This is a genomic window from Paenibacillus sp. SZ31 (assembly GCF_012912005.1).
GTDB lineage: Bacteria > Bacillota > Bacilli > Paenibacillales > Paenibacillaceae > Paenibacillus.
Genome location: NZ_JABBEA010000002.1, coordinates 208,060 through 229,138, shown reverse-complemented (window position 1 = coordinate 229,138; position 21,079 = coordinate 208,060). Strand labels below are relative to the sequence as shown.

Genomic DNA, 21,079 nt, shown 5'->3' with positions numbered 1-21,079 from the left:
GCCATATGAACAGACTAATTGGATGGATTGCAATTTTAATGATACTAACAGGGGTACTGGCTGGATGTTCCGAAACGTCCAATACCGTTGCGCCTGAAGCCAGCAAGACCGAGGGGGAGGCATGGCCAAGAACCATTCAGGATGCTAGCGAAAATGGAGTGGTGCTTGAGAAACGACCAGAGCGCATAGCGGTGCTTCATCCTCTGTACTTAGATTACTTTTTTGCTTTGGATACACCTCCAATTGCATCAACCAGCGCGGCAGAAGCGATGAAGGAGTTTGCTACATTACAGCCATACGCTGAATCTGCTGAGATTATTGACTTAGGTAGTGACTCAGCGAATCTGGAAAAGATTATGGATGCGCAGCCTGATGTCATTGTGACCTTTAAGGGTTCAGTGGATACCATATATGATGAGTTGAGCAAGATTGCACCTGTCATCTTAATCGACTACACCGACACATGGGAAAAAACGACCATGCTTTGTGCTCAAATTGTTGGAAAAGAAGAACTCGCGGAACAATTGATTCAGGAAACCCAAGAAATGATAGCATCCACGAAAGGGCAGTTAAGCACGCTTGAAAATAAGACCTTTGCCTTGTTGCGGGTTGACGGAAAAGCTAATTTCAATGCGCAAGGATCTAAAAACACGATGTATTACAATCACACTGCCGGTTTTGGGTTGTTGGCACCAGAGGGATATCCTGAGGGAGGAGAATCCCTAACGCTAGAGGGGCTATCTAGCATGAATCCCGATTATATTATTATCCAGCATCGTATTGACGTCGCAGAGGCAGCAGTCAAGGATAAGGAATCTTCAAAGGTATGGAACTCACTGGAAGCGGTAAAAAATAACCATGTTGTTATCTTTGATAATTCCCTGAATAGCGCAAGTATCCTGGCTGTCCGTTTGGCTTCAGAATATTTTGTGAAATTGGCTGAACAATAGATATGTACACAAAATCCAAATACTAATCAAAGTCGCTATTATAGCGGCTTTTTTATTTCTAAGTAACATTGTAATTTCCTATGCCGAGTTATTTAGCTCCAATGGATTGGCTTGCCATCCTTGCAAGGAACTCAGGTAGTATGTTTCTTGGTTAATCAAGCCTTCAAAACGGCTATGCTATAATGAAATTCAGAAAGGGGATGCCACGTTAATGTCACCTAGAAACATAGAGAAGGACTTGCAACAACGAGAAAAAAGAATAAACCACATCCTTGATTCCGCGCTGGAGATCATTGCTCTTAAAGGAATCGGTTCAGTAAGCATCAACCACATCGCAGCAGCAGCAGGCATGAGCATTGGGAACATGTATCACTACTTCAAGTCCAAAGACGAGATTATTAGCGAAATTCTGAGAAGGGGCCAGTCTAGTTACGGAGAACATGTCTCCCAACTCGCTGAGCAATCCGGCGATGCTCTGAATAAACTTTTACTACTGTCTGAGTCTTGGCTTGCGTTGGAAAACAATTGGGCTTACACGATCCTTATCCACACAGCCCGACTTTCGGAAACTTCCTCCGAAGAGATTAGGCGGGAAGTTACGGAACGTTTCACGAATAACCTTGGTCCTGTCGCGAACATAATGGAACAGGGGCAAAAGGAAGGACTCATCATCAGTGGTGTTCCCTTGGAACTTGCCTATTATTTTGTAAGTTTAATTCAAGGACTGACGCTACAGAAAATGCCAGGTGCTGAAGTGCCAATCCGTGCGCAGGCGCGTTCGATTGTCTCTTTATTTGCTGTGTCTCTACATAACTCCAAAAGAAATGATTGACAATAGATACAGGCCACTGCTACAATTTCCCCAACAAACCGAGTAATCGCTCGGTTTGTGAACGAGAGTTCGACTGGACAACCAGAGATCGTTCATGGGGAAAGATAACCAAGCAGAAGGCCTTTTTTTATAACTATAAAACCAAGTAAATAGATCCGAAAAATTATTTTAAATTGGAGGTAACACCCTATGCTGATTATTGAGCGGTTGAACAAAACGTTCGCTGCTCCTACCGGGCCGATTGTAGCGCTAAGTAATATACGGTTGCAAGTTGAGCCGGGACAATTTATTACTTTTATCGGACCAAGCGGATGCGGAAAAAGTACATTGCTCAAGATCGTGGCCGGGTTAGACACGACCTATGAAGGAACAGTGGAACTAAACGGAAAAGCAATTACAGGACCAAGTGTTGATAAAGGGTTTATTTTTCAAGAGCCACGTTTGTTCCCCTGGATGACGGTCGAGAAGAATATCGCAGCCAATCTCTCGCTTGGCAATGCTCAGGTTCGCCATCAAGTCCAGGAGCTGATTGAGCTAGTTCGTCTGAAAGGATTCGAGAAAGCGTATCCGAAGGAACTGTCCGGAGGGATGGCTCAACGGGTGGCCATTGCAAGAGCATTGTTGCGTAAACCGGAGATACTGTTGCTCGACGAGCCTTTTGGAGCACTCGATGCCTTCACTCGTACACACATGCAGGAGGCGCTGCTGGACATCTGGCAGAACAGCCGGACGACCATGTTGTTTGTTACGCATGACTTGGATGAAGCGGTATTTCTTGGAGAGAAAGTCGTCATTATGAACCCTCGCCCGGGTCATATCCGCAATGTAATTAATGTAGATCTCCCCTATCCGCGTAAGCGCAGTGGAGGCTCCTTTCAGGAGCTTCGCTCCCGCGTGCTAGGCGAATTCGAAAAAGTGGAACATTCTCCCCTGATTGATAAGGGTGCCGGCATATAAATTGGATACGTATAAACGAATTTACGTTCATAAAGGGGATACGAATATATGGTTAAAAAATATAATTTGCTTGCAGTCTTACTTGTTCTGATACTAGTTGTGGCGGGATGTGGCAATGCAAACAACAATGCTGGCAATGGCGAGGATGCCAAGGCGGTAGATGGTAGCTCGAATCCGAATGCAGCCTATGATGATGTCACGGTGAAGATTGGTGTGCAGGGCAAGGGCGGCTTGTTCGGCAAAGCGCAAGAACAGAAGTGGTTTGAGGATGCATTCGGAGAGTTGGGGGTAAAAGTGGAGTGGTTGGAGTTCCAGAGCGGTCCTCCAATGATCGAAGCGATGGCCTCTAATCATTTGGACTTTGCTGGAATGGGCAACATGCCCCCAATCTCTGCACAAGCAGCTGGCATTGATTTCAAAATCATCTCACAGCTACTTGATGGCAAGAACAATGTAGCAATCATTGTGCCGAACGACAGCCCGATCAAAAGCATCGCGGATCTCAAAGGCAAAAAGGTAGCTGTCACAAAGGGGAGCAACGCCTATAACTTCCTATATCAAGTACTCCAAAAAGCTGGTTTAGATAACTCCGATATTCAAGAAATTCAATTACAACCTGATGAAACGCAGCCTTCCTTCGAAAGCGGAAAAGTGGATGCCTGGGCCGTCTGGGATCCTTACATTACCCTGAATACATTAAGTGGCAAGGGAAAAGTGCTGGCTGATGGGGAAAGTGAAGGCGTACTGTCTCCATCCTTCCAATTGGTTCGTTCGAATTTTGCGAATGACTATCCTGAGCTGGTTACGATTTATCTAAAGACATTCGAGCAAGCACGTCAGTGGGAAGCAAATAATCAAGAGGAAGCGTTCCAGCGCTATGCCGACGAACGCAACATTCCGATTGACCTGGTGAAGGGCATTCAATCGCGGGCGGCAATGATCAATATTCCGGTAAGTGACGAAACGATTGCCAATCAGCAGAACACCGCAAACTTTCAATTTGAATTAGGTACAATCCGCAAGGAAATCAACGTGGCTGATGTGTTCGACAACCAGTACATTGAAGAAGCTCTTAAATAAAGTAGTAGAGGTGCGGTTATGCAAATATCGGGAAACAAGCTTGTTTTTCGGACTATTCATCTCCTGATCGGGATGTCGGTACCAGCGGCGATATTAATCATCTGGCAGATTGTATCCTCAAATGGGTGGGTAAATCCGGTGTTAGTTCCTCCTCCGAAGGACATCGTGGCTGAATTTGGACGAATGATCTCTTCAGGAGAACTGCTGACGAATTTGCGCATCTCGACGGGGAGAGCGGCACTCGGGTTCTTGTTGGGCGGCGGTCTGGGATTAGCCGCAGGATTATGGGTCGGGTTTTCGTTAAAAGCGGAACGGCTACTTGATCCGTCACTTCAGCTGCTTCGGACACTGCCACACTTGGCTGTTGCGCCATTGTTCATTCTGTGGTTTGGCTTTGGCGAAACTTCAAAGATTGTACTCATCGCTAAGGGCGCATTCTTCCCTTTATATGTAAATGCCTTTTTGGGCGTTCGTTCGGTGGATCGCCAGTTGTTCGATGTAGCACGCGTATTGCAATTCACGAAACTTCAGACCATTACCAAGCTGATTATTCCTGCCTCACTTCCTTCTCTGTTTTTAGGCGTTCGGCTCTCGATTGCGGTAAGTTGGCTTGGCCTGGTTGTCGCGGAGATGATGGGTTCAAGCTCCGGGATCGGTTATATCATCAATGACGCACGATCCTTCTCACTAACGTCTGTCATCTTCGTCGGCATAATTGTCTTTGCGATTGTTGGCAAAGTGACCGATTCACTGGTTAAGCTGGCAGAGAAGAAGTTGCTGCGTTGGCAGGATTCCATAGAGGGAGATGGATAACAGATTATGAGTACGAACGATGTGACATTAAACTCGAAGGCTAATGAGAAGCAGAGGGCAATAAGAAGGGGACGCCAGTGGAGAATGCCAAATTGGCTGTATGGCTGGGTGTTGCCTGTTATTATATTAGCTTTATGGGAGGCAGGCTCTGCTCTTGGACTGTTGTCTGACTCGGCATTACCAGCTCCATCCCGCATTGCTCGAACATTCTGGCAACTGTGCGTAAACGGCGATATGACGCAGCATCTCACAGCCAGCACCATTCGGGCGAGTGGTGGTTTCTTACTTGGAGCCGTAACAGGATTGCTGCTCGGTGTGTTTACTGGGCTAGGTAAATGGGCTGAACAAACGCTTGATCCGACCATACAGATGCTGCGAACGGTTCCGTTGCTTGCGGTTATTCCGCTGTTCATTCTTTGGTTCGGAGTAGGGGAATTATCCAAAGTACTGCTCATTGCACTAGGGTCATTTTTCCCGCTCTATTTTCATACACATTTGGGGGTCCGCAGTGCGGACAGAAAGCTGTATGAGGTTACTCGCATCTTGCAATATTCTAAGTTCCGGCTGTTAACCAGGCTAATTATTCCCTCGGCGTTGCCAAACATTCTGCTTGGGATTCGGTTATCTGTGGGTGCCTCATGGCTGTTGCTTGCCGTGGCAGAGATGATGGGTGCAAGCGCAGGAGTCGGCTATATGATACAAGACGCACGTGTATATGCACAGACAGATGTCGTCTTCGTAGGCATAATTATGTTTGCATTGGTGGGCAAACTGTCGGATTCGGCAGTCAGATTGGTGGAAAGAAGATTACTGCGATGGAATAACACATATAAAGGCTAATGATAGATTTTTAGAATGAAAGCGGAGGAACAGATATGACGAAAAAACGACAGGGACAGCTTCATCTTGGTGCATTTATATATTTCACTGGGCATCATCATGCTGGATGGCGTCATCCTGATTCAGGGGTAGAGAAGATGTTCGATATCGAATGGTATAAGCGGATTGCCCAGACAGCTGAAAAAGGTAAGTTTGATATGATTTTTTTTGCGGACTTGCTGCACTTGATCTACCCAAGTCGCGCTGCAGCAGGCATGCTGGACCCGGTGTCGCTGCTCTCCGCACTATCCATGGTAACGGATAAAATTGGGTTGACAGCTACGCTCTCGACGACCTATAACGAGCCGTTCAATGCCGCGCGCCGTTTAGCTACACTCGACCACATAAGCGGAGGACGGACCGGATGGAATATCGTCACGTCGCAAGTTGACACGGAAGCACGGAACTTCGGACGAGATAAGCATCCTGAACATGGAACACGTTATGAGATGGCGCAGGAATTCGTTGATGTCGTTGCAGCATTATGGGACAGCTGGCCACAGGATTCACTCGTCATGAATCGGGAATCAGGCACATTCGTCGATGAATCCAAGCTGCGTGTCGCTGACTATAAAGGGCAATGGTATTCCACGCAAGGGCTCTTGAACGTCCCTCGTCCACCGCAAGGTTACCCCGTCCTTATTCAGGCTGGTTCCTCGGATCCAGGTCAGGATTTCGCTGCAAAAGTCGGAGAGGTGATCTTCACTGCACAGACCTCACTCACTGCTGCGCAAGATTTCTATCGCACGGTGAATGAGAAACTTCTAGCAATCGGACGTGAGCGTGGCAGCTTGCTCATCATGCCGGGTTTGTCGCCAATCCTCGGTTCAACTGTGGAGGAGGCTCGACGCAAGGAACGGGAGCTGCTCGACCTCATCGATCCGCAGGAAGCGATATTGATGCTGTCCGGCATGCTTCAAACAGACCTCAGCGGGTATCCTGTGGACGGTCCATTACCAGACATCTCAGATCCGGTCCAAGCAAGCAACGGAATGAAGAGTCGCGTGCAACTCATTATGGACCTTGCACGTGACGAGCAATTATCCATTGCCGAACTCGGGCGGAGGCTTCTCGGAGCCCGTGGTCATATGCAATTCGTAGGAACGCCGGAGCAGCTTGCCGACCTCATGGAAGAATGGTTTAATGGATACGGCTGCGATGGTTTTAACATCATGCCGCCGGTTCTGCCTGGAGATCTTGATGACTTCGTCGAGCACGTCGTTCCAGAGCTTCAGCGACGTGGGCTCTTCCGCGAGGAGTATGAGGGGACAACGCTGCGAGAGCATCTGGGACTTTCGGAGCCAACGGTGTTAGTAAACCATAAACAGCAAGTTCACCGTTAATCCATTACGAAGAAACAAGATATAAGCTGAGACCGTTCCCCAGTATTCTACCGTGGAACGGTCGTTTAGTTTTATAGCTTTATTTGTGGATCATATTTCTGCGGTACTGGTAGGGCGTAACCCCGTATTCCACTTTGAACAACTGGATAAAATACTGATTCTTTCTGTAACCGACCATTTGCGCGATATCGTTGACACGGAGTTCAGAATCTTGAAGCAGTTGAGAAGCTTTCTCCAGCCTCTTCTTAGAAATGTAATTTGACACATTTTCACCCGTCTCCTGTTTAAACAGTTTGGAAAAGTAGACCGGATGGAGATGTGCTACTTTCCCCAACTCATCCAAACTAAGGCCATGTGACAGATGGTCTTCGATATACGTTTGCACTTTGTCGACGATGGTTTGGATGGACATCTGTTTGTTGTTTCTGATTCGACTGACCCGATGCATGAGGGTTGACCATAGTTCATCAGGTTGCCCTAACTGGTTGAATATCCAATCCACGGTTTCAGAGTCATCCCGATCCGTGTCCGCCAGATATACATATAACATCGTCTCTAGGAGAAAGATTATTTTTTGCTTTCGGAGACGGAGTTGATCATATTTTTTAATGATATTTCCGGCAGATTCCCAATCACTGCATGATGGAGAATGGTTGAATATGCCAATGAAGTCTTCTGAGTGTACGTCCTCATTCAGGAAGAATCTGTAGAACATCTGCCTGATCACGTTACGTTCGGTCAATGAAAAGGGAGGGGACACGACCGATTGCTCCAGTTTGATAGTCAGTTCCTCAGCAGCTTCTTCCGGAACAAGAGCGACCAGTCGCGTTCCCGCAGTCCATACGAGACGATCCAATTTGTCTCCAACAGCACGTTTTATAACGTCCTCATGTTCTTGTGTGAAACCCTCCAACTTGAAGCAGCAGAAACGTTGTTCCCCTAAGAATTCAGTATAAACATCATATTGCCTTCTCAATGTCTCGTTTTGACCAAGCAGCGAAAGCAGGTACCCCAATCCATCGAAGTTCTCCCATGCGATAGGTTGAGCGGGTCGTGTCTTTGTAATATTCTTGATGGCTTTAGACATGGCTTTCTCCACGTCATCTTTGTCTACAGGTTTGAGCAGATAGTCGAGCGCACCTAGGCGGATTCCTTGTTGCGCATATTCGAACTCGGAGTAGCCGGAAAGGATGATGACTTTGGTTGGCAAGCTATGTTGGTGGATATGTTGAAGCAGATCAATGCCTGAAACCTCAGGCATTCGGATGTCAGTGATCAGAATATCGATATGGTTTTGAGTCAACATGTCCCGGGCTTCAATCGAATTGGTCATCGTCTCGATCTGATGAATACCGAAGGTTTTCCAATCGAGCAAGTGCTTCATATACTCAACGACATAATGTCCGTCATCCACAATTAATAATCGCATTAGCTATCTCCTTTCTCCTCGGGAATGCTGATGAGCAGCAGGACCGACAATCCACCCCAATCACTTGTAGCAAAATGTAGCCCGCTACGTTCGCCGTACGTATTTTTCAGACGTCGATTTACATTCCAGAGCCCTACGCCTTTAATTCCTTCAGGCGGGTTATCGCTCTCAAGCCGAGCCTCCAAGTTGCGGATATCATCGAGCGAAAGACCTTTGCCGTCATCGGATACCTTGATCGTTATTGCAGTTTCCGTCTGTTTGACATCGATCGTCACCCGATGGGCTCCTTGTTGTCCTTCAATGCCATGTTGAATCGCATTTTCAACCACTGGCTGGATGATCAGCGGCATGAGGGGAAGGGAGGCCAATTCTAACGGCAGATCAATGCTGTACTCCATTTTTTTGCTGAGAGCCATAATAATCAGGAAATGTTCAGCAAACTGGAGCTCGCTTTCCAGCGTAACTTCATGCCGGTCCAACTTGGTTAAATAACGATAATATTCAGCTAGATGCTTGCTCATGCGCATGACAGAATCAGGTGAAAACTGAGCCACCGACATGATGAAAAACAAACTGTTGTACAAAAAATGAGGATTAATCTGAGCTTGGAGTTGTTGAAGTTCCGCACCTCGTCTCAGTTCCGTTTCAGTCTTCAAGGATACGAACAGATCCTGGATTTCGGTAACCATATGGTTAAAACTTCTGAACAGGCTGTAAAACTCTTTGCCCGTATTTTCGGTGATCCGCGTGTTGTGATTGCCTTGCTCGACCTGAGAGAACTTTCTCTCCAACAAACGGAGATTACGGTAGTAGTTCCGATAAAACGTAAAGATCACAACCAGACCAAGCGTGAACACGGCTAAAATGCTGGCAAAGAAAACTTTTCGATTGCGGTCAAGCGGTTGCAGAAAATCGTTCGTCTGTGTATATGTAATCAGGTAGCCGTCGATCGATTCAATATATCGCGAAAGAACATAGTAGTCGTCCGAATTGGTGTGATAATCATATTTTAAAGTTACTTCTGGCTGGGGCGTAAGCATTTCGGTAACCGCTTTCAATAGATCGTTATCGACTTCTTTCTCACTCCATAACTGCTGAGGATTAAACATAAAAAAAGCATTTGAGCTGTCGTTGTTCACAGCCTTTTTCAACAGGCTTTTTAAATAATCCGTATTCAGCTTTACACCAACAATGTACTGAGTCGGTTCGTTTTGTCCGGATTTTTGGATGTAAGGGTAAAGGGCGAAGTAATACAAACTGTTACCTACAATTTGCCACCCCCGCTGATGAACATCCTTGAACGGGAGTCTTGCCTCCAGTGTAGTGTTCGTAGATAGAAACGTTTCTTCGGACTTCCAGTAAATGCCGATCGATTCAATGGATCGACTGGAGAGGAGCGTTTGCCGCAAGCGATCAACAATATCGTTTTTCTTCATTTGGGAATCGTAATTGCTCAGCTCGATAACATGCCTCTGGTAAAAGCGGACATCACTGTCGGCTGCATACTGAACCCCGTACATATTAGCCTCGTATATAATCCCGTCTAGAATGCCTTTTACATAATCAAGCTGGTTTTTGGAAGCGCTGATCAGATTCTCCTCAAGTGTCTTGGAGCTCAATCGGTTCATCACGAAAAACAAACTCAACGTAAGCAGCAGAAAAAAAACAAAGAAATAGATGAATCGCTTCATATACATTTTTCTGATCATATGTGTTTCCTTTCATATCACCAAACATCGAAGTTCACAATCCTTATCGGATTAACTTTAATATAAGCCAAACTTTCGAAAAGAGGAAGGGTAGTATCAGTCATAAATGAAAGCGGTTTTAAAATAGTTCAGCCTGGGGTGATGATCTTGAAATTTTGGCATTTTGGAGTGAAAGCGCTTTTGTTAAGCTTAATTGCAAGGATCGCTTTCGAAGAAGCATCACAGAGGAGGTATGCAACATTAACGAGATCGTGCCCGCCAGATCCGCAAAAAAAACAAAAACAAAGATTCCCCAGCGAACTTCATTCAAAAAGGAACTCAAGAAAAGCTGGCCTTTGTATGTACTGTGTATTCCCGCTTTTGTGTTTGTCTGCATCTTTTCTTATGGCCCGATGGTAGGTTTGCTCATGGCATTTCAGGACTATAAACCATGGCTGGGTATCACAGGTTCACGGTGGATCGGGTTAGATAACTTCGAACGAATTTTCCAGTACAAAGAAGCCACACAAGCAATCATCAATACGCTGATTATCGCCGTTTCTAAAATTATCGTCGGTATTATCGTTCCGATCGTTATGGCTATTCTGCTGAGTGAGATCCGAAATATGGGCATTAAGAAAAGTGTACAGACACTGGTGTATCTGCCGCATTTCTTGTCCTGGGTTACGGTCGCGGGGTTGATGATCGACATTCTGGGATTAGACGGAGGAATCAATCACATCTTGACCCAGATTTTCGGGAATGATCCCATTTACTTCTTGGGTGATCCTGATCTGTTTCGATTCACGGTTGTGATCAGCGATGTGTGGAAGAGCTTCGGCTTCGGTATGATTGTCTATCTGGCGACCATTGCTGGGATCAATCCTTCTTATTACGAAGCAGCTGAGATCGACGGTGCCACACGCCGGCAGCAGATTCGATACGTCACCTTGCCTAGCATGTTGCCCATGATTATCGTCATTTCTACACTGAGTCTGGGCAATATTCTGGACGCGGGCTTTGATCAGGTTTTCAATCTGTACAATCCGCTTGTCTACAGTACGGGAGATATCATTGACACCTATGTCTATCGTTCGTCCTTGTTAAACGGGCAATACGGGTTCGGGACCGCAGTAGGACTGTTCAAATCGGGGATCAGTTTGATCTTGATCGTTGTCTCTTACAGGCTGGCCTATAAATATGCCAATTACAAAATATTCTAACAAGGAGGGAGAGGGATCATGTACCATAAGACGACAGGCTATAGAGTATTCTCCTATTTTAATTACGCATTCATGATACTGGCGGGTCTGGCGTGTTTTCTTCCACTGCTTCATCTGTTGGCGCAATCGCTCAGCAGTAAAGCGGCCATAAGCGGTAATATGGTGTCATTTTGGCCGGTCGGGTTCAACGTGGATGCCTATATCAAAACGTTCAACAATTCCAACTTTAATGGTGCCATGCTGACATCTATCATTCGAACCGTTTTGGGTACGACCATCAGCATGTTCATCCTTACCTGTGCAGGTTATGCCCTGTCCAAGGAATTCCGGGGACGCAACGTGCTCATGTGGTTTTTTATCTTTACGATGCTTTTCTCCGGGGGATTGATCCCTTCTTACATTTTGATCACCGCTCTTGGATTAAAGGATACAATTTGGGCGCTTGTGCTGCCGGGAGCATTCGGTGCTTATAATCTGATTCTTCTCGTCAACTTCTTCAAAACGATTCCCAAAGCCTTGGAAGAAGCAGCATTCATTGACGGGGCGTCCTTTTTCGTAATCCTCAGCAAAATATATTTACCATTATCTCTGCCTGGCATCGCGACCGTATCCTTGTTCATTATGGTGGGGCACTGGAACTCCTGGTTTGACGGGATTTTGTACATGTCCGATGCGAGTAAATATCCGCTGGCTTCGTTCCTCCAGACCGTTGTTGTACAGAGCAATATGCAAAATATGGCGATGAGCCAGTCTGAAGTGGCAGCCATGTCTGAACAGAGCATCAAAGCAGCGCAAATTTTTGTAAGCACGCTCCCGATCATTTTGGTCTATCCTTTTTTACAACGATATTTCGTGAAGGGAATTGTACTAGGAGCCGTAAAAGAATAGTTAGGATGACGAAATTGGATCACTATATGTTCAACTAAACATTTACACGATAACAGCGATCGGAAGGTTGTTCTGTCATCGGAGTGCCAGTGTAAATATGCAATTAGTTGAACTTATATAGAAAACAAATTGAGTATGAGTGAAGGGGGCATGTTTCCATGAAGAAAAGAACTGATTTATGGAAAATGGTAAGTATGGTTATGCTGTCGGCTGTTCTTGTGGCTGGCTGTAGCAAAGGGGAGAGTGCGTCCGAGACCGCACCGGCATCGGTGCTTAAGGACGGAAAATATGATCCACCATTTACGATCACCATCGCCAAACAACAGGATGAAAATGCTGGAAAGTATATCAATGGTGAGACGTTGAATGACAATGTATTGACCCGTTGGGGCGAAGAAAACCTGGGCATTAAAATCCAAACCACCCTGCTGGGAGGTGATGCTTCACAATATAATACCAAGCTGCGGCTGGCGTTGACAGGTTCCGAGAAGTTGCCCGACGTTCTGCCCGTCTATGACACCATGCTGGTCAATGATCTGATCGATTCGGGGCAAGTCAAAGAGATAACGGAAGACATCTCAGCCTACATGCCTGACCGGATAAAAGAAATATACAAACAATACCCGACCACCTTCAATCCAGTGGTTAGGGAGGGTAAGGTCTACGGGATGGCGATTGCGCCGAATCTGACGGAAGGCGAAGTCATGTTGATCCGTCAGGACTGGTTGGACAAATTTAATTTGAAAGCGCCAACAACAATTGAAGAGTTTGAGCAAGTCATCGCGGCGTTCACTAATGAGGACCCAGATGGGAACGGCAAGAAAGACACATACGGCTTTACATTTTCGGGGAAAGATTCCTACAATACGGGCTGGGTCAGCGATCCGGTCATGATATTCAGCGCATACACGGGCAAACACCTTCCAAGGCAATGGTATAACGAGAACGGCAAACTTACTTATGGATCTGTGGCTGATGGTAACAAAGAGGCACTGGCCAAGTTACGCGATTGGTATGCAAAAGGGTATTTGAACAAAGAATTGGCCACCCAAGGGGCCTGGGACGCACTGTCCGATTTTACGGAGGGGAAAGCAGGCATTATCATTGGTCGTCCTTGGCTATACGACAGTGTGAAAGACGTAGAGAAAAATGTGGATGGTGCGAAAATTAGTGCTTATCCGACCATTCAAGGCGTGAACGGCGATAAGACCTATCAGTCTGCACAGTTGAACGATGGTGTGTTCATGTTTAACAAGGACTTTCAGAATATGGAAGCCTTCTTCCTCTACTACGATAAAATGTATGATGCGGCGTTCAGCACGGGAGATTTCAAATACGGCTACGCTCAGGGATATGATTACGATATCGTCAACGACGAAGTCACTTTCGATCCAACAAAATTCAATACACCATTAGAGGCTGTGCAAGGCGTTGGCAAAATGGCATTTACCAAGAATACACCGAGCGTGGACGGTCCCGGCCAATCATTCTATGATCTGGCGAACGGTGTCGAGGCCGATACGGGCGTCCTCATTCAGAGCGCTTCAAAAGATCAAACGACCCAGGATGGATATCGGATTTCGTATGAAAACAGGGATGTTTTACTGCCAAATGAGTTTAACGGTCCACCAACGCCAACGATGCAAAATGTGTGGGAACAGTTGACCACCATGGAACAAGAGACTTTTACCAAAATCATATATGGCAATGAGCCGCTTGAAGCATTTGATACCTTTGTGAAACAGTGGCACGAAAAAGGTGGAGACACCGTTATCCAAGAAGTTAACGATTGGTACAACCAAGCCAGCGAGACAGATGTAATGACACTGATGAATTTGAAATAAAGTCAAGTTTAGTTTCACCTGGATCAGCCTTCCCGCAACAGGAAGGTTGGTCTTCTAAAAAAGGAGATGATGAGACATGATCAAAGGTAAATCGTGGATGGCTATCGTCATTGCATTGATGTTGTTAACAGTTCATTTAACGTCCTCAGTTCAAACCGTTCACGCTGCTGATGAAGAGACTCATATTGCTGCAACACTATTTGTACTGAAGAATGAATCCGAAGTATCCAATGCCAAAATCCATTGGGCACCTGTCCAGGGAGCGACTGCATACGAGTTGTATAGATCCGAGAACGATGAACCCTATCAGTTATTACAGACCCTAACCGGTACAACGACGGATGATTATGACCTCAACATAGGTAGTTCGTACAAATATCAAGTGAAGGCATATGGGGGAACTTCCTTGTTAACCTCCGCTGTCTCGCCAGAATATACCCCTTACAGCCTTCCAGAAAACCTCACAACTTTTGATAACACAACGCAATCAACGCTTATGCTCCCGAATGAACTTAAAGTGGGAGACACCTACTACAGATTCAATTTCGTGCAAAAGTCATCAGGCGGTTTTGGCGAAATGATTCAACAGACGTCAACGGATGACGTCAACTATGGTAACGACAAAGTGGTCCTTTCCTACACGGATCATCCCGATCTGGCGAATTCTAAATTTGAAGGGATCAATATCCTATACCACGCGCCCACGAACAAATTCGTTTTTTGGGCTCACTATGAAAACAGTACAGACTACACACTTGCCAGAGTATCGGTGGCTTCAGCCACGCCTGGAGAAGACTTTACATTTCACAAAAGCTTTCGGCCGGAAGGGAACCAATCCCGGGATATCTCTATTTTCAAAGATGATGATGATTCGGCGTATCTGATCTCTACCGCCAATAATAATTCGGACACGATTTTGTATAAGTTAACCTCCGATTGGTTGGATGTGGATCATCAAGTTTCTGTTATTTATCAAAATCAACATAGAGAACTGCCTAAGATGATCAAAAAGGATGGCATTTATTATTTGTTCTCTTCCCAAGCGGCAGGTTGGTATCCCAGTATACCCCTGTATTCATCAGCAACAAGCATAGACGGAGATTGGTCTGAATTACGGACGATTGGTAACACGTCAACTTTCTCGGCGCAGTCGGGTTCCGTCATGCGAGTGAAGCCAGATACGGGTAACAACGTGGTTATGGTTGCGTATCGCTGGATGTTCGGCTGGGCAGGTACGCAAAATGGAACAACAGAGGAACGACTGCTTCCCGTTTGGTTCTCTGATGGTTACGCATTTTATGATTATTTTGATCAAGTCCTGTACAACACAAGCGATGATGTTGTCGTTCCCGTTCAGAATGGAAAACTGCTGTCGCAAGGTAAACCTGCAACAGCCCAAACGGCTACTGGAACAAACCCGGCAAGTTATGCTAATGATGGTAACTATCAAACCGAATGGATCGGCACAGGCAGTTCCTGGCCACATTGGTGGAAGGTAGACCTCGGCTCCGTTCAACAGTTGAATAATGTGCAAATCTCCTGGTGGATGCAAAAAGGCTCCGAAGGTTATTACAAATACAAAATCGAGACCAGCACGGATAATGTAAACTGGACCGTGGCATCGGATCGAACCAATAATACATCTTACGGTTTCACATCAGATACGCTATCAAGCACTGCTGCCAGGTATGTACGAATTAATATGCTTAATGCGGCGCTTCATAACAATCCTAACAATTGGTACACCCCAAGGCTATGGGAAGTGAAGGTATTTGGATCGGACACCAATTAACGATTTTCCTAAAAGAAGAGAGGTAACGATGTGAATATTCAAATTACCAATGGTGGCATCTGGAATGATTCAAGTGGTAATCCAATCCATGCCCATGGTGGACATATGTTGTTTCATGACGATTATTATTACTGGTATGGCGAAGATCGGAGGGACGATATATATGTTAGTTGTTACCGTTCCAAAGATCTGTTCAACTGGGAGTTTCGAAATCATATCCTGACGACGTCTACGCCAGCTGCACCCGTTCGAGTTCGGACGAATCTGGCATTAGTGAACGACAAAGGCGGAAAGGTGAATCTCGAACGGCCTAAAGTGCTTTTCAACACGTCGACAAAGAAGTTCGTCCTATGGGTTCATTATGAGAATGGTAATAATTACAACGATGCCGCATGCGCTATTGCCACATCTGATTCTCCGGATAGCCATTTCACTTACCATGGCAGTTTTAATCCGTATGGGTATATGTCGCGAGACTGCACGCTCTTTCAGGATGATGACGGGACTGCATATTTTATTTCGGCTGCCAGAGACAATGCGGACCTTCACATCTACCGTCTGCAGGAAGATTACCTTAATGTCGAAAGTCTTGTCGGAAAGCTGTGGCAGGGGGAATATCGAGAAGCGCCAGCCGTCTTCAAGCGGAACGGGAAGTATTATATGGTGACCTCATTTTGCACGGGTTGGGCTCCCAATCAAGGGAAATACGCGATGGCTAATACGATGGATGGTCCATGGGGGATGCTCAGCGATTTTGGCGATGAAACGACGTATCGTACGCAACCAGCATTTGTGCTGAAGCGATCAGAGGAGGAGTACCTGTACTTTTCGGATCGCTGGAACGGTTCGGATTACTTTCAGTCCAGCTATGTGGTACTACCCATTGCATTCAATGGGGAAATTCCGATTCTGAATGATTATTCCACGTTATCTTTGAGAGAGGATACACAGCTGATTCATTTTGAACGATAATTTGAACGATGAAGCGGCTAATGAGAAAAGACTTTGATCCTACAGAAAATGCAGGTTCAAAGTCTTTCTGTATGAATTTTATAATTTCACATCAAGCGAATAGCGATCTCGAAGCACTGAACAATGGTGGAGCTCATGTCCAGCCATAATAACGGCGATCGATCGAGCTGAAGCAGGAATATCACTGACGATCCCTCTACAGAGCCAAGCTTCCGGCGTGAGACGACGAAGCATAAGAATGGTTGAGCGGCGTGTGACGGCATATTCTTCGCTCAAATCGGCCAGGGTATATGCATTGAAAGGGTGCGTCTGCATAAGCACGTCCTGATCGTAGCCGGGATGATTCGCTTGGTCACCTCGGGCGATACGAAGCAATCGGCTGCTCATGATGCGTTCGTTATCCAAGAGGTGGCCGATGACCTCTTTCACGCTCCATTTGCCTTCGGCGTAACGATAATTTGCTTGCTCTTCTGTCAATGAAGAAAGCAAATTTTGTACGATGTTGTCCTGCTGCTCCAACATATCGATGATGTTCCCTTCAGGAACAAGCTGGATGTACCCTTCATAATAAGCTGCATATTCCTCTGTAGTTGGTCTTTCAACCATGGTAATGCCTCCTTTGGGATTCGTAGATATGGAATATATTGTAGCATATATCCTACAGCATGAAATTAGCCCCTCCGCTTTATGAGCGGAAGGGCCGTTTCATGTAATTTAGGCAGTTTTTCAAGGTTACGTGTTATACCACTTCTAATCCGTACGTCGTATCCTTTTAGTTTGCACGAATTTCTCCAAAACCGTAAAATCCTCCGTCACTTTTTTGAACGGCAACGTTTCCAGCACCTGTTCCCGATAACTCTTTTTTGCTGCTGCGCTGAGACGGGAGTCAAGTATGCTGAGTATGCCAAGGTCCGTTTCACTACGAATCAAGCGTCCAGTTCCTTGCCGTAACCGCAGAAGCATGTCCGGTACAAACACCTCCATGAACGGATTCTCCGTTACAGATGCCTTATATTCATAAACAGGATCCGATGGAACAGGGAAGGGCAGCCGGAAAATAATGACCTGTGACAGGTCAGACCCCTCGATATTCACGCCTTCCCAGAATACACCGGTACCCAGGAGTACACCTTTACTTTTCCTGAATTCAGCGATGACACTGTCCTGGGAAGATCCTTCTTTTTGAACATGGACTGGCCATGTGTATTCATTATTAGCCTTTGAAATCAACTTCTTGTGAATGTACTTCATATCTTCCTTTGCTGAAAATAGGACGATTGTTCTTCCTTGAGTTAAATTACAGAGTTGAACCAATTCCTTATAAGCTGCTTCAAGATAGATTTCGCGCTGGTCATGTTGGTAATAGGGAACTTTGTTCGAAACGTACATCATGGCATGGTTGGTGTAGTCAAAAGGGGAGGGTTGGCGCTCTAGGAAATCTCCCTTATAACCAAGGGAGTCCGTCATATAAGTATATTGTTCCTCCAGCGTATCCCCGCCTTGGCACAGCGTTGCTGATGTTAGGATTACAGGTACCTTGCCATTAAATAAAGTGTATTTCAGAAATTGGCTTATATCTTTGGGACAGATGCTGATCGTGGCTATTCCCAGAGGACTGCTCGCCCATAAGAGATAGTTGTCCTCTATTTTAGCCAAGACATGGATCAGGGTAATTAGCCCGTTGATAGCTTCAAAAGCGTCATCGATCTCCCGTTCATGGCGGGAAGTCAAAATGGAAAGACGCAGACTGAGATCTTTTAAATCGTTCGAAACCTGGTTCAAAGGTGTTCCTTTGATCTCCGACACTTTGATTCGGTCGTTATCCTGCTTGGCATGGTGGAGCAGATCCGCTTTTACCTGTTTGAAGATGCGCTCAGCGCAATTTTTGATGAACTTGGATTGTGAGAAGAGACTTCTATCCCCGGACTGCTTCGTTAGAAGCTGCACCGTGGTGTCCAGAGTGCGGCAGATTGCCCGATAAGTGAACTCAAGCGTTCTGGCATCACGAACTTTTGCTTCCAGATTATGCGCTTCATCAATGACGATCAGAGCAGGCTGATCTGATATGATGCTCTTGGTTCCTTCTTTTTTCTTCATCAAATCCCGTATGAGCAGATCCTGGTTCACGATAATAAAATCAATCTCGTGAGCTTTTGCATTCAATTTAGCTCTCATATCGTAAAACAAACATGCAGTTTTATGATGACAACGTTCAAATTTGCAATCATTCACGGAAACGTGGGACCATTCGGCATCACTAATTCCAGCTTTAATATCGGCTCGTTCATCAATTTCATAATCTAATATGCGCTGGGCGAGGGTGGACACGGAGGAGTTCGCATCATCAAGATTGATCAATTCCGCTGCTCTGCTTCGGCAGGCATACTGACCCATGCCTTTCCCCACAACGGACCGAACCGTTGAAAATCCCAACCGGCTACCAATAATCCTTAAATCTTTATGTATCTGTTCCGAAAGCTGAATGGAGGAGGTAGCTATAATAACTGGTTTCTGAGACATTTGATTCGTGAGCAGACTTGGGATCAGGTATGCAAAAGACTTACCAATTCCAACACCAGCTTCAATCATGGCGTTATGCCCATGGATATAAGCATCGGCGATATCGAGAGACATTTCTTGCTGTCCGATCCGCTCTCTAAGACCAATTCGGGGGAACCGGTCATATATTCGGAAGATGGCATTAACCAAAGATCGTTCGATTTCCTTGTCCGGTTCCCGCTTATTTATTTTATAGAGTTCATTTAACCAATTCATAACGATCGCCTCTCTTCCGAATGATGATCTTCTTGTACTATATTTTGGAGACGATATACCTCACAATGAGGCTGTGACGGCATTTTTCAATCTGGATACGCCTTCCTGTAACTGTTCATCTGACAAATGTGCAAAAGATAAATATATACCATACTTCGTACCAACAGCCGTTGAACTGCTGACTTCTGAGTATACCACACCTTGTGACTTAGCCGATGCCCGAAAGGCCTCATACGTGGACACATTACCTCGCCACCAGCCAAACACGTGTAGACCCGCTTCATTCTCTACCCAATCAAACCATGTAGAGAGTTGCTTGTTCAAAAGTTTGAGTAAAAGATGGAATTTGCGACTGTATAGACGATTCATCCTGCGCAGATGACGTTCATATTGACCGCTTGTCATAAATGCCGCTAATGCCCGTTGTTCGATCAGGTTGACGGGTCTTGGCTCGTATAATGCCTGTGCCTTTCTAAAGGTGTCTGCCAAGGTGGGGGGGAGAACCACAAAACCAAGTCGTACTTCAAAAGGCAAGGTTTTCGTAAAGCTGCCCAGGTAGATTACACGTCCTGCTTTGTCGAGTGTTTTCAGAGGTTCAACATGCATTCCGCGATATCGGAATTCACTATCATAGTCATCTTCGACAATCATGGCATCATGACGATGTGCCCAGTCCAGCAAGGTTTGTCTGCGTTCAAGGCTGAGCATTTCGCCAGTAGGAAACTGTCGTGACGGCGTGACAAACAACACACGCGCTTCCCAGTCTTGGGGCACAACGCCCTGACCATCGAGATTGGCTTCAATCAACTTTGCACCCGCAGCCAAAATGGCTTTAGAAATCCCGACATAACAAGGACTTTCCGTCACGACATGATCCCCAGGATCTGCAAGTAATTGAGTGAGTAGAGCTATAGCTTGCATGGAGCCTGCAGTCACTGCAATATGATCCGGATCGACTTGAATTCCCCGCATTCTTCGAAGATAGGCGGCAATGGCTTCTCTCAATCTCGGATCCCCGGTTGAACTAACCATCGCAGAGGTTGTTTCCAGGTGATGCTCACGCTGCCGTATCTCAGCATACAATCGATTATTCCATTCATCGTAAGGAAATTTGGATAAATCAGGTTGGTATTTGCTAAAGTCGATCACTTCGTCGCGATCCATTCTGGAATCATGTGTATGGGCATTGGCTGGTGCATTTCTTTGAATCGACTGCTGTTCAAACTGCTGAATACGATTTCCCCAGGCGGATAAGTGATGCGTACAAGCTTTCTCGGTGGACGCATCATTGCTTAAATCCAACTGATACGCAACAAAGGTTCCTCTTCCATGCTCTGATTGAATGTAACCTTGAGCAGTCAACGTATCATAGACCTGATTCACGGTTCCTCTGGAAATGTGATACGTCGCGGCTAACTCTCTAGTCGAGGGTAACTTCTCACCATGCATAAGATTGCCTTCATGAATAGCATCACGAATGGCATGGTAGAGTGCCTTCATCTTGGTATATTTTCGGTTCAAATATGAACTGTAAGCTACATGAAATTGCATAGGACCTCCAGAGTTATCATTGAAGTGGTACAATAAAAACCGAAAATATTGGATCTTTTTATA

Annotated in this window: 17 protein-coding genes; 12 read left to right on the top strand and 5 right to left on the bottom strand. The window is 45.8% G+C overall.

The features are described 5' to 3' along the window. Window positions 1-5: 5 nt before the first annotated feature. From HF638_RS05700 to HF638_RS05670, 7 genes are all read left to right on the top strand, one after another. Complete coding sequence (locus HF638_RS05700) at window positions 6-950, top strand: ABC transporter substrate-binding protein (RefSeq protein WP_169479325.1); 945 nt, start codon at window positions 6-8, stop codon at window positions 948-950. 211 nt (window positions 951-1,161) lie between these two features. After that, window positions 1,162-1,782, top strand: coding sequence for a TetR/AcrR family transcriptional regulator (locus HF638_RS05695; protein ID WP_169479324.1), 621 nt, complete (start codon window positions 1,162-1,164; stop codon window positions 1,780-1,782). A gap of 189 nt (window positions 1,783-1,971) precedes the next feature. Further along, window positions 1,972-2,739, top strand: coding sequence for an ABC transporter ATP-binding protein (locus tag HF638_RS05690; RefSeq protein ID WP_169479323.1), 768 nt, complete (start codon window positions 1,972-1,974; stop codon window positions 2,737-2,739). A 48-nt stretch (window positions 2,740-2,787) separates the two neighbouring features. Further along, complete coding sequence (locus HF638_RS05685; protein ID WP_169479322.1) at window positions 2,788-3,819, top strand: aliphatic sulfonate ABC transporter substrate-binding protein; 1,032 nt, start codon at window positions 2,788-2,790, stop codon at window positions 3,817-3,819. Window positions 3,820-3,837: 18 nt separating this feature from the next. Then, window positions 3,838-4,632 (top strand): ABC transporter permease, encoded by a 795-nt coding sequence (locus tag HF638_RS05680; RefSeq protein WP_169479321.1) that lies wholly within the window; start codon window positions 3,838-3,840, stop codon window positions 4,630-4,632. 6 nt (window positions 4,633-4,638) lie between these two features. Next, window positions 4,639-5,472, top strand: a complete 834-nt coding sequence (locus HF638_RS05675) for an ABC transporter permease (protein WP_169479320.1) — start codon at window positions 4,639-4,641, stop codon at window positions 5,470-5,472. 35 nt (window positions 5,473-5,507) lie between these two features. Further along, window positions 5,508-6,854 carry an LLM class flavin-dependent oxidoreductase gene (locus tag HF638_RS05670; protein ID WP_169479319.1) on the top strand — a complete coding sequence of 449 codons (1,347 nt, stop codon included), beginning with the start codon at window positions 5,508-5,510 and terminating at the stop codon, window positions 6,852-6,854. 79 nt (window positions 6,855-6,933) lie between these two features. Here HF638_RS05670 and HF638_RS05665 read toward each other — a convergent pair whose 3' ends face one another. Further along, window positions 6,934-8,283, bottom strand: coding sequence for a response regulator transcription factor (locus HF638_RS05665; RefSeq protein ID WP_169479318.1), 1,350 nt, complete (start codon window positions 8,281-8,283; stop codon window positions 6,934-6,936). Beyond that, window positions 8,283-9,992: a sensor histidine kinase gene (locus HF638_RS05660; protein WP_169479317.1), complete on the bottom strand. Its 1,710-nt coding sequence runs from the start codon at window positions 9,990-9,992 to the stop codon at window positions 8,283-8,285. Before HF638_RS05660 ends, HF638_RS05665 begins: the two co-directional genes overlap by 1 nt. Window positions 9,993-10,399: 407 nt before the next feature. On the opposite strand from HF638_RS05660, the gene HF638_RS05655 reads away from it, so the two are divergent. From HF638_RS05655 to HF638_RS05635, 5 genes are all read left to right on the top strand, one after another. Then, window positions 10,400-11,194, top strand: coding sequence for an ABC transporter permease (locus HF638_RS05655; protein ID WP_348982073.1), 795 nt, complete (start codon window positions 10,400-10,402; stop codon window positions 11,192-11,194). Window positions 11,195-11,212: 18 nt separating this feature from the next. Further along, a complete protein-coding gene (locus tag HF638_RS05650; protein ID WP_169479316.1) occupies window positions 11,213-12,082 on the top strand; it encodes a carbohydrate ABC transporter permease in 870 nt (289 codons plus the stop codon). A 158-nt stretch (window positions 12,083-12,240) separates the two neighbouring features. Next, window positions 12,241-13,926: a type 2 periplasmic-binding domain-containing protein gene (locus HF638_RS05645; protein WP_169479315.1), complete on the top strand. Its 1,686-nt coding sequence runs from the start codon at window positions 12,241-12,243 to the stop codon at window positions 13,924-13,926. 76 nt (window positions 13,927-14,002) lie between these two features. Beyond that, window positions 14,003-15,718 carry a discoidin domain-containing protein gene (locus tag HF638_RS05640; RefSeq protein WP_169479314.1) on the top strand — a complete coding sequence of 572 codons (1,716 nt, stop codon included), beginning with the start codon at window positions 14,003-14,005 and terminating at the stop codon, window positions 15,716-15,718. A gap of 30 nt (window positions 15,719-15,748) precedes the next feature. Continuing rightward, window positions 15,749-16,690: a family 43 glycosylhydrolase gene (locus tag HF638_RS05635; protein ID WP_169479313.1), complete on the top strand. Its 942-nt coding sequence runs from the start codon at window positions 15,749-15,751 to the stop codon at window positions 16,688-16,690. A 78-nt stretch (window positions 16,691-16,768) separates the two neighbouring features. Here HF638_RS05635 and HF638_RS05630 read toward each other — a convergent pair whose 3' ends face one another. The 3 genes from HF638_RS05630 to pdxR form a co-directional block, all read right to left on the bottom strand. Continuing rightward, entirely contained in the window at window positions 16,769-17,296 is a 528-nt protein-coding gene (locus tag HF638_RS05630; protein ID WP_169479312.1) for a DinB family protein, read from the bottom strand. Between the two features lie 144 nt (window positions 17,297-17,440). After that, window positions 17,441-19,465 carry an ATP-dependent DNA helicase gene (locus HF638_RS05625; RefSeq protein ID WP_169479311.1) on the bottom strand — a complete coding sequence of 675 codons (2,025 nt, stop codon included), beginning with the start codon at window positions 19,463-19,465 and terminating at the stop codon, window positions 17,441-17,443. A 60-nt stretch (window positions 19,466-19,525) separates the two neighbouring features. After that, window positions 19,526-21,016, bottom strand: a complete 1,491-nt coding sequence (gene pdxR, locus HF638_RS05620; protein ID WP_169479310.1) for a MocR-like pyridoxine biosynthesis transcription factor PdxR — start codon at window positions 21,014-21,016, stop codon at window positions 19,526-19,528. Window positions 21,017-21,079 lie beyond the last annotated feature (63 nt).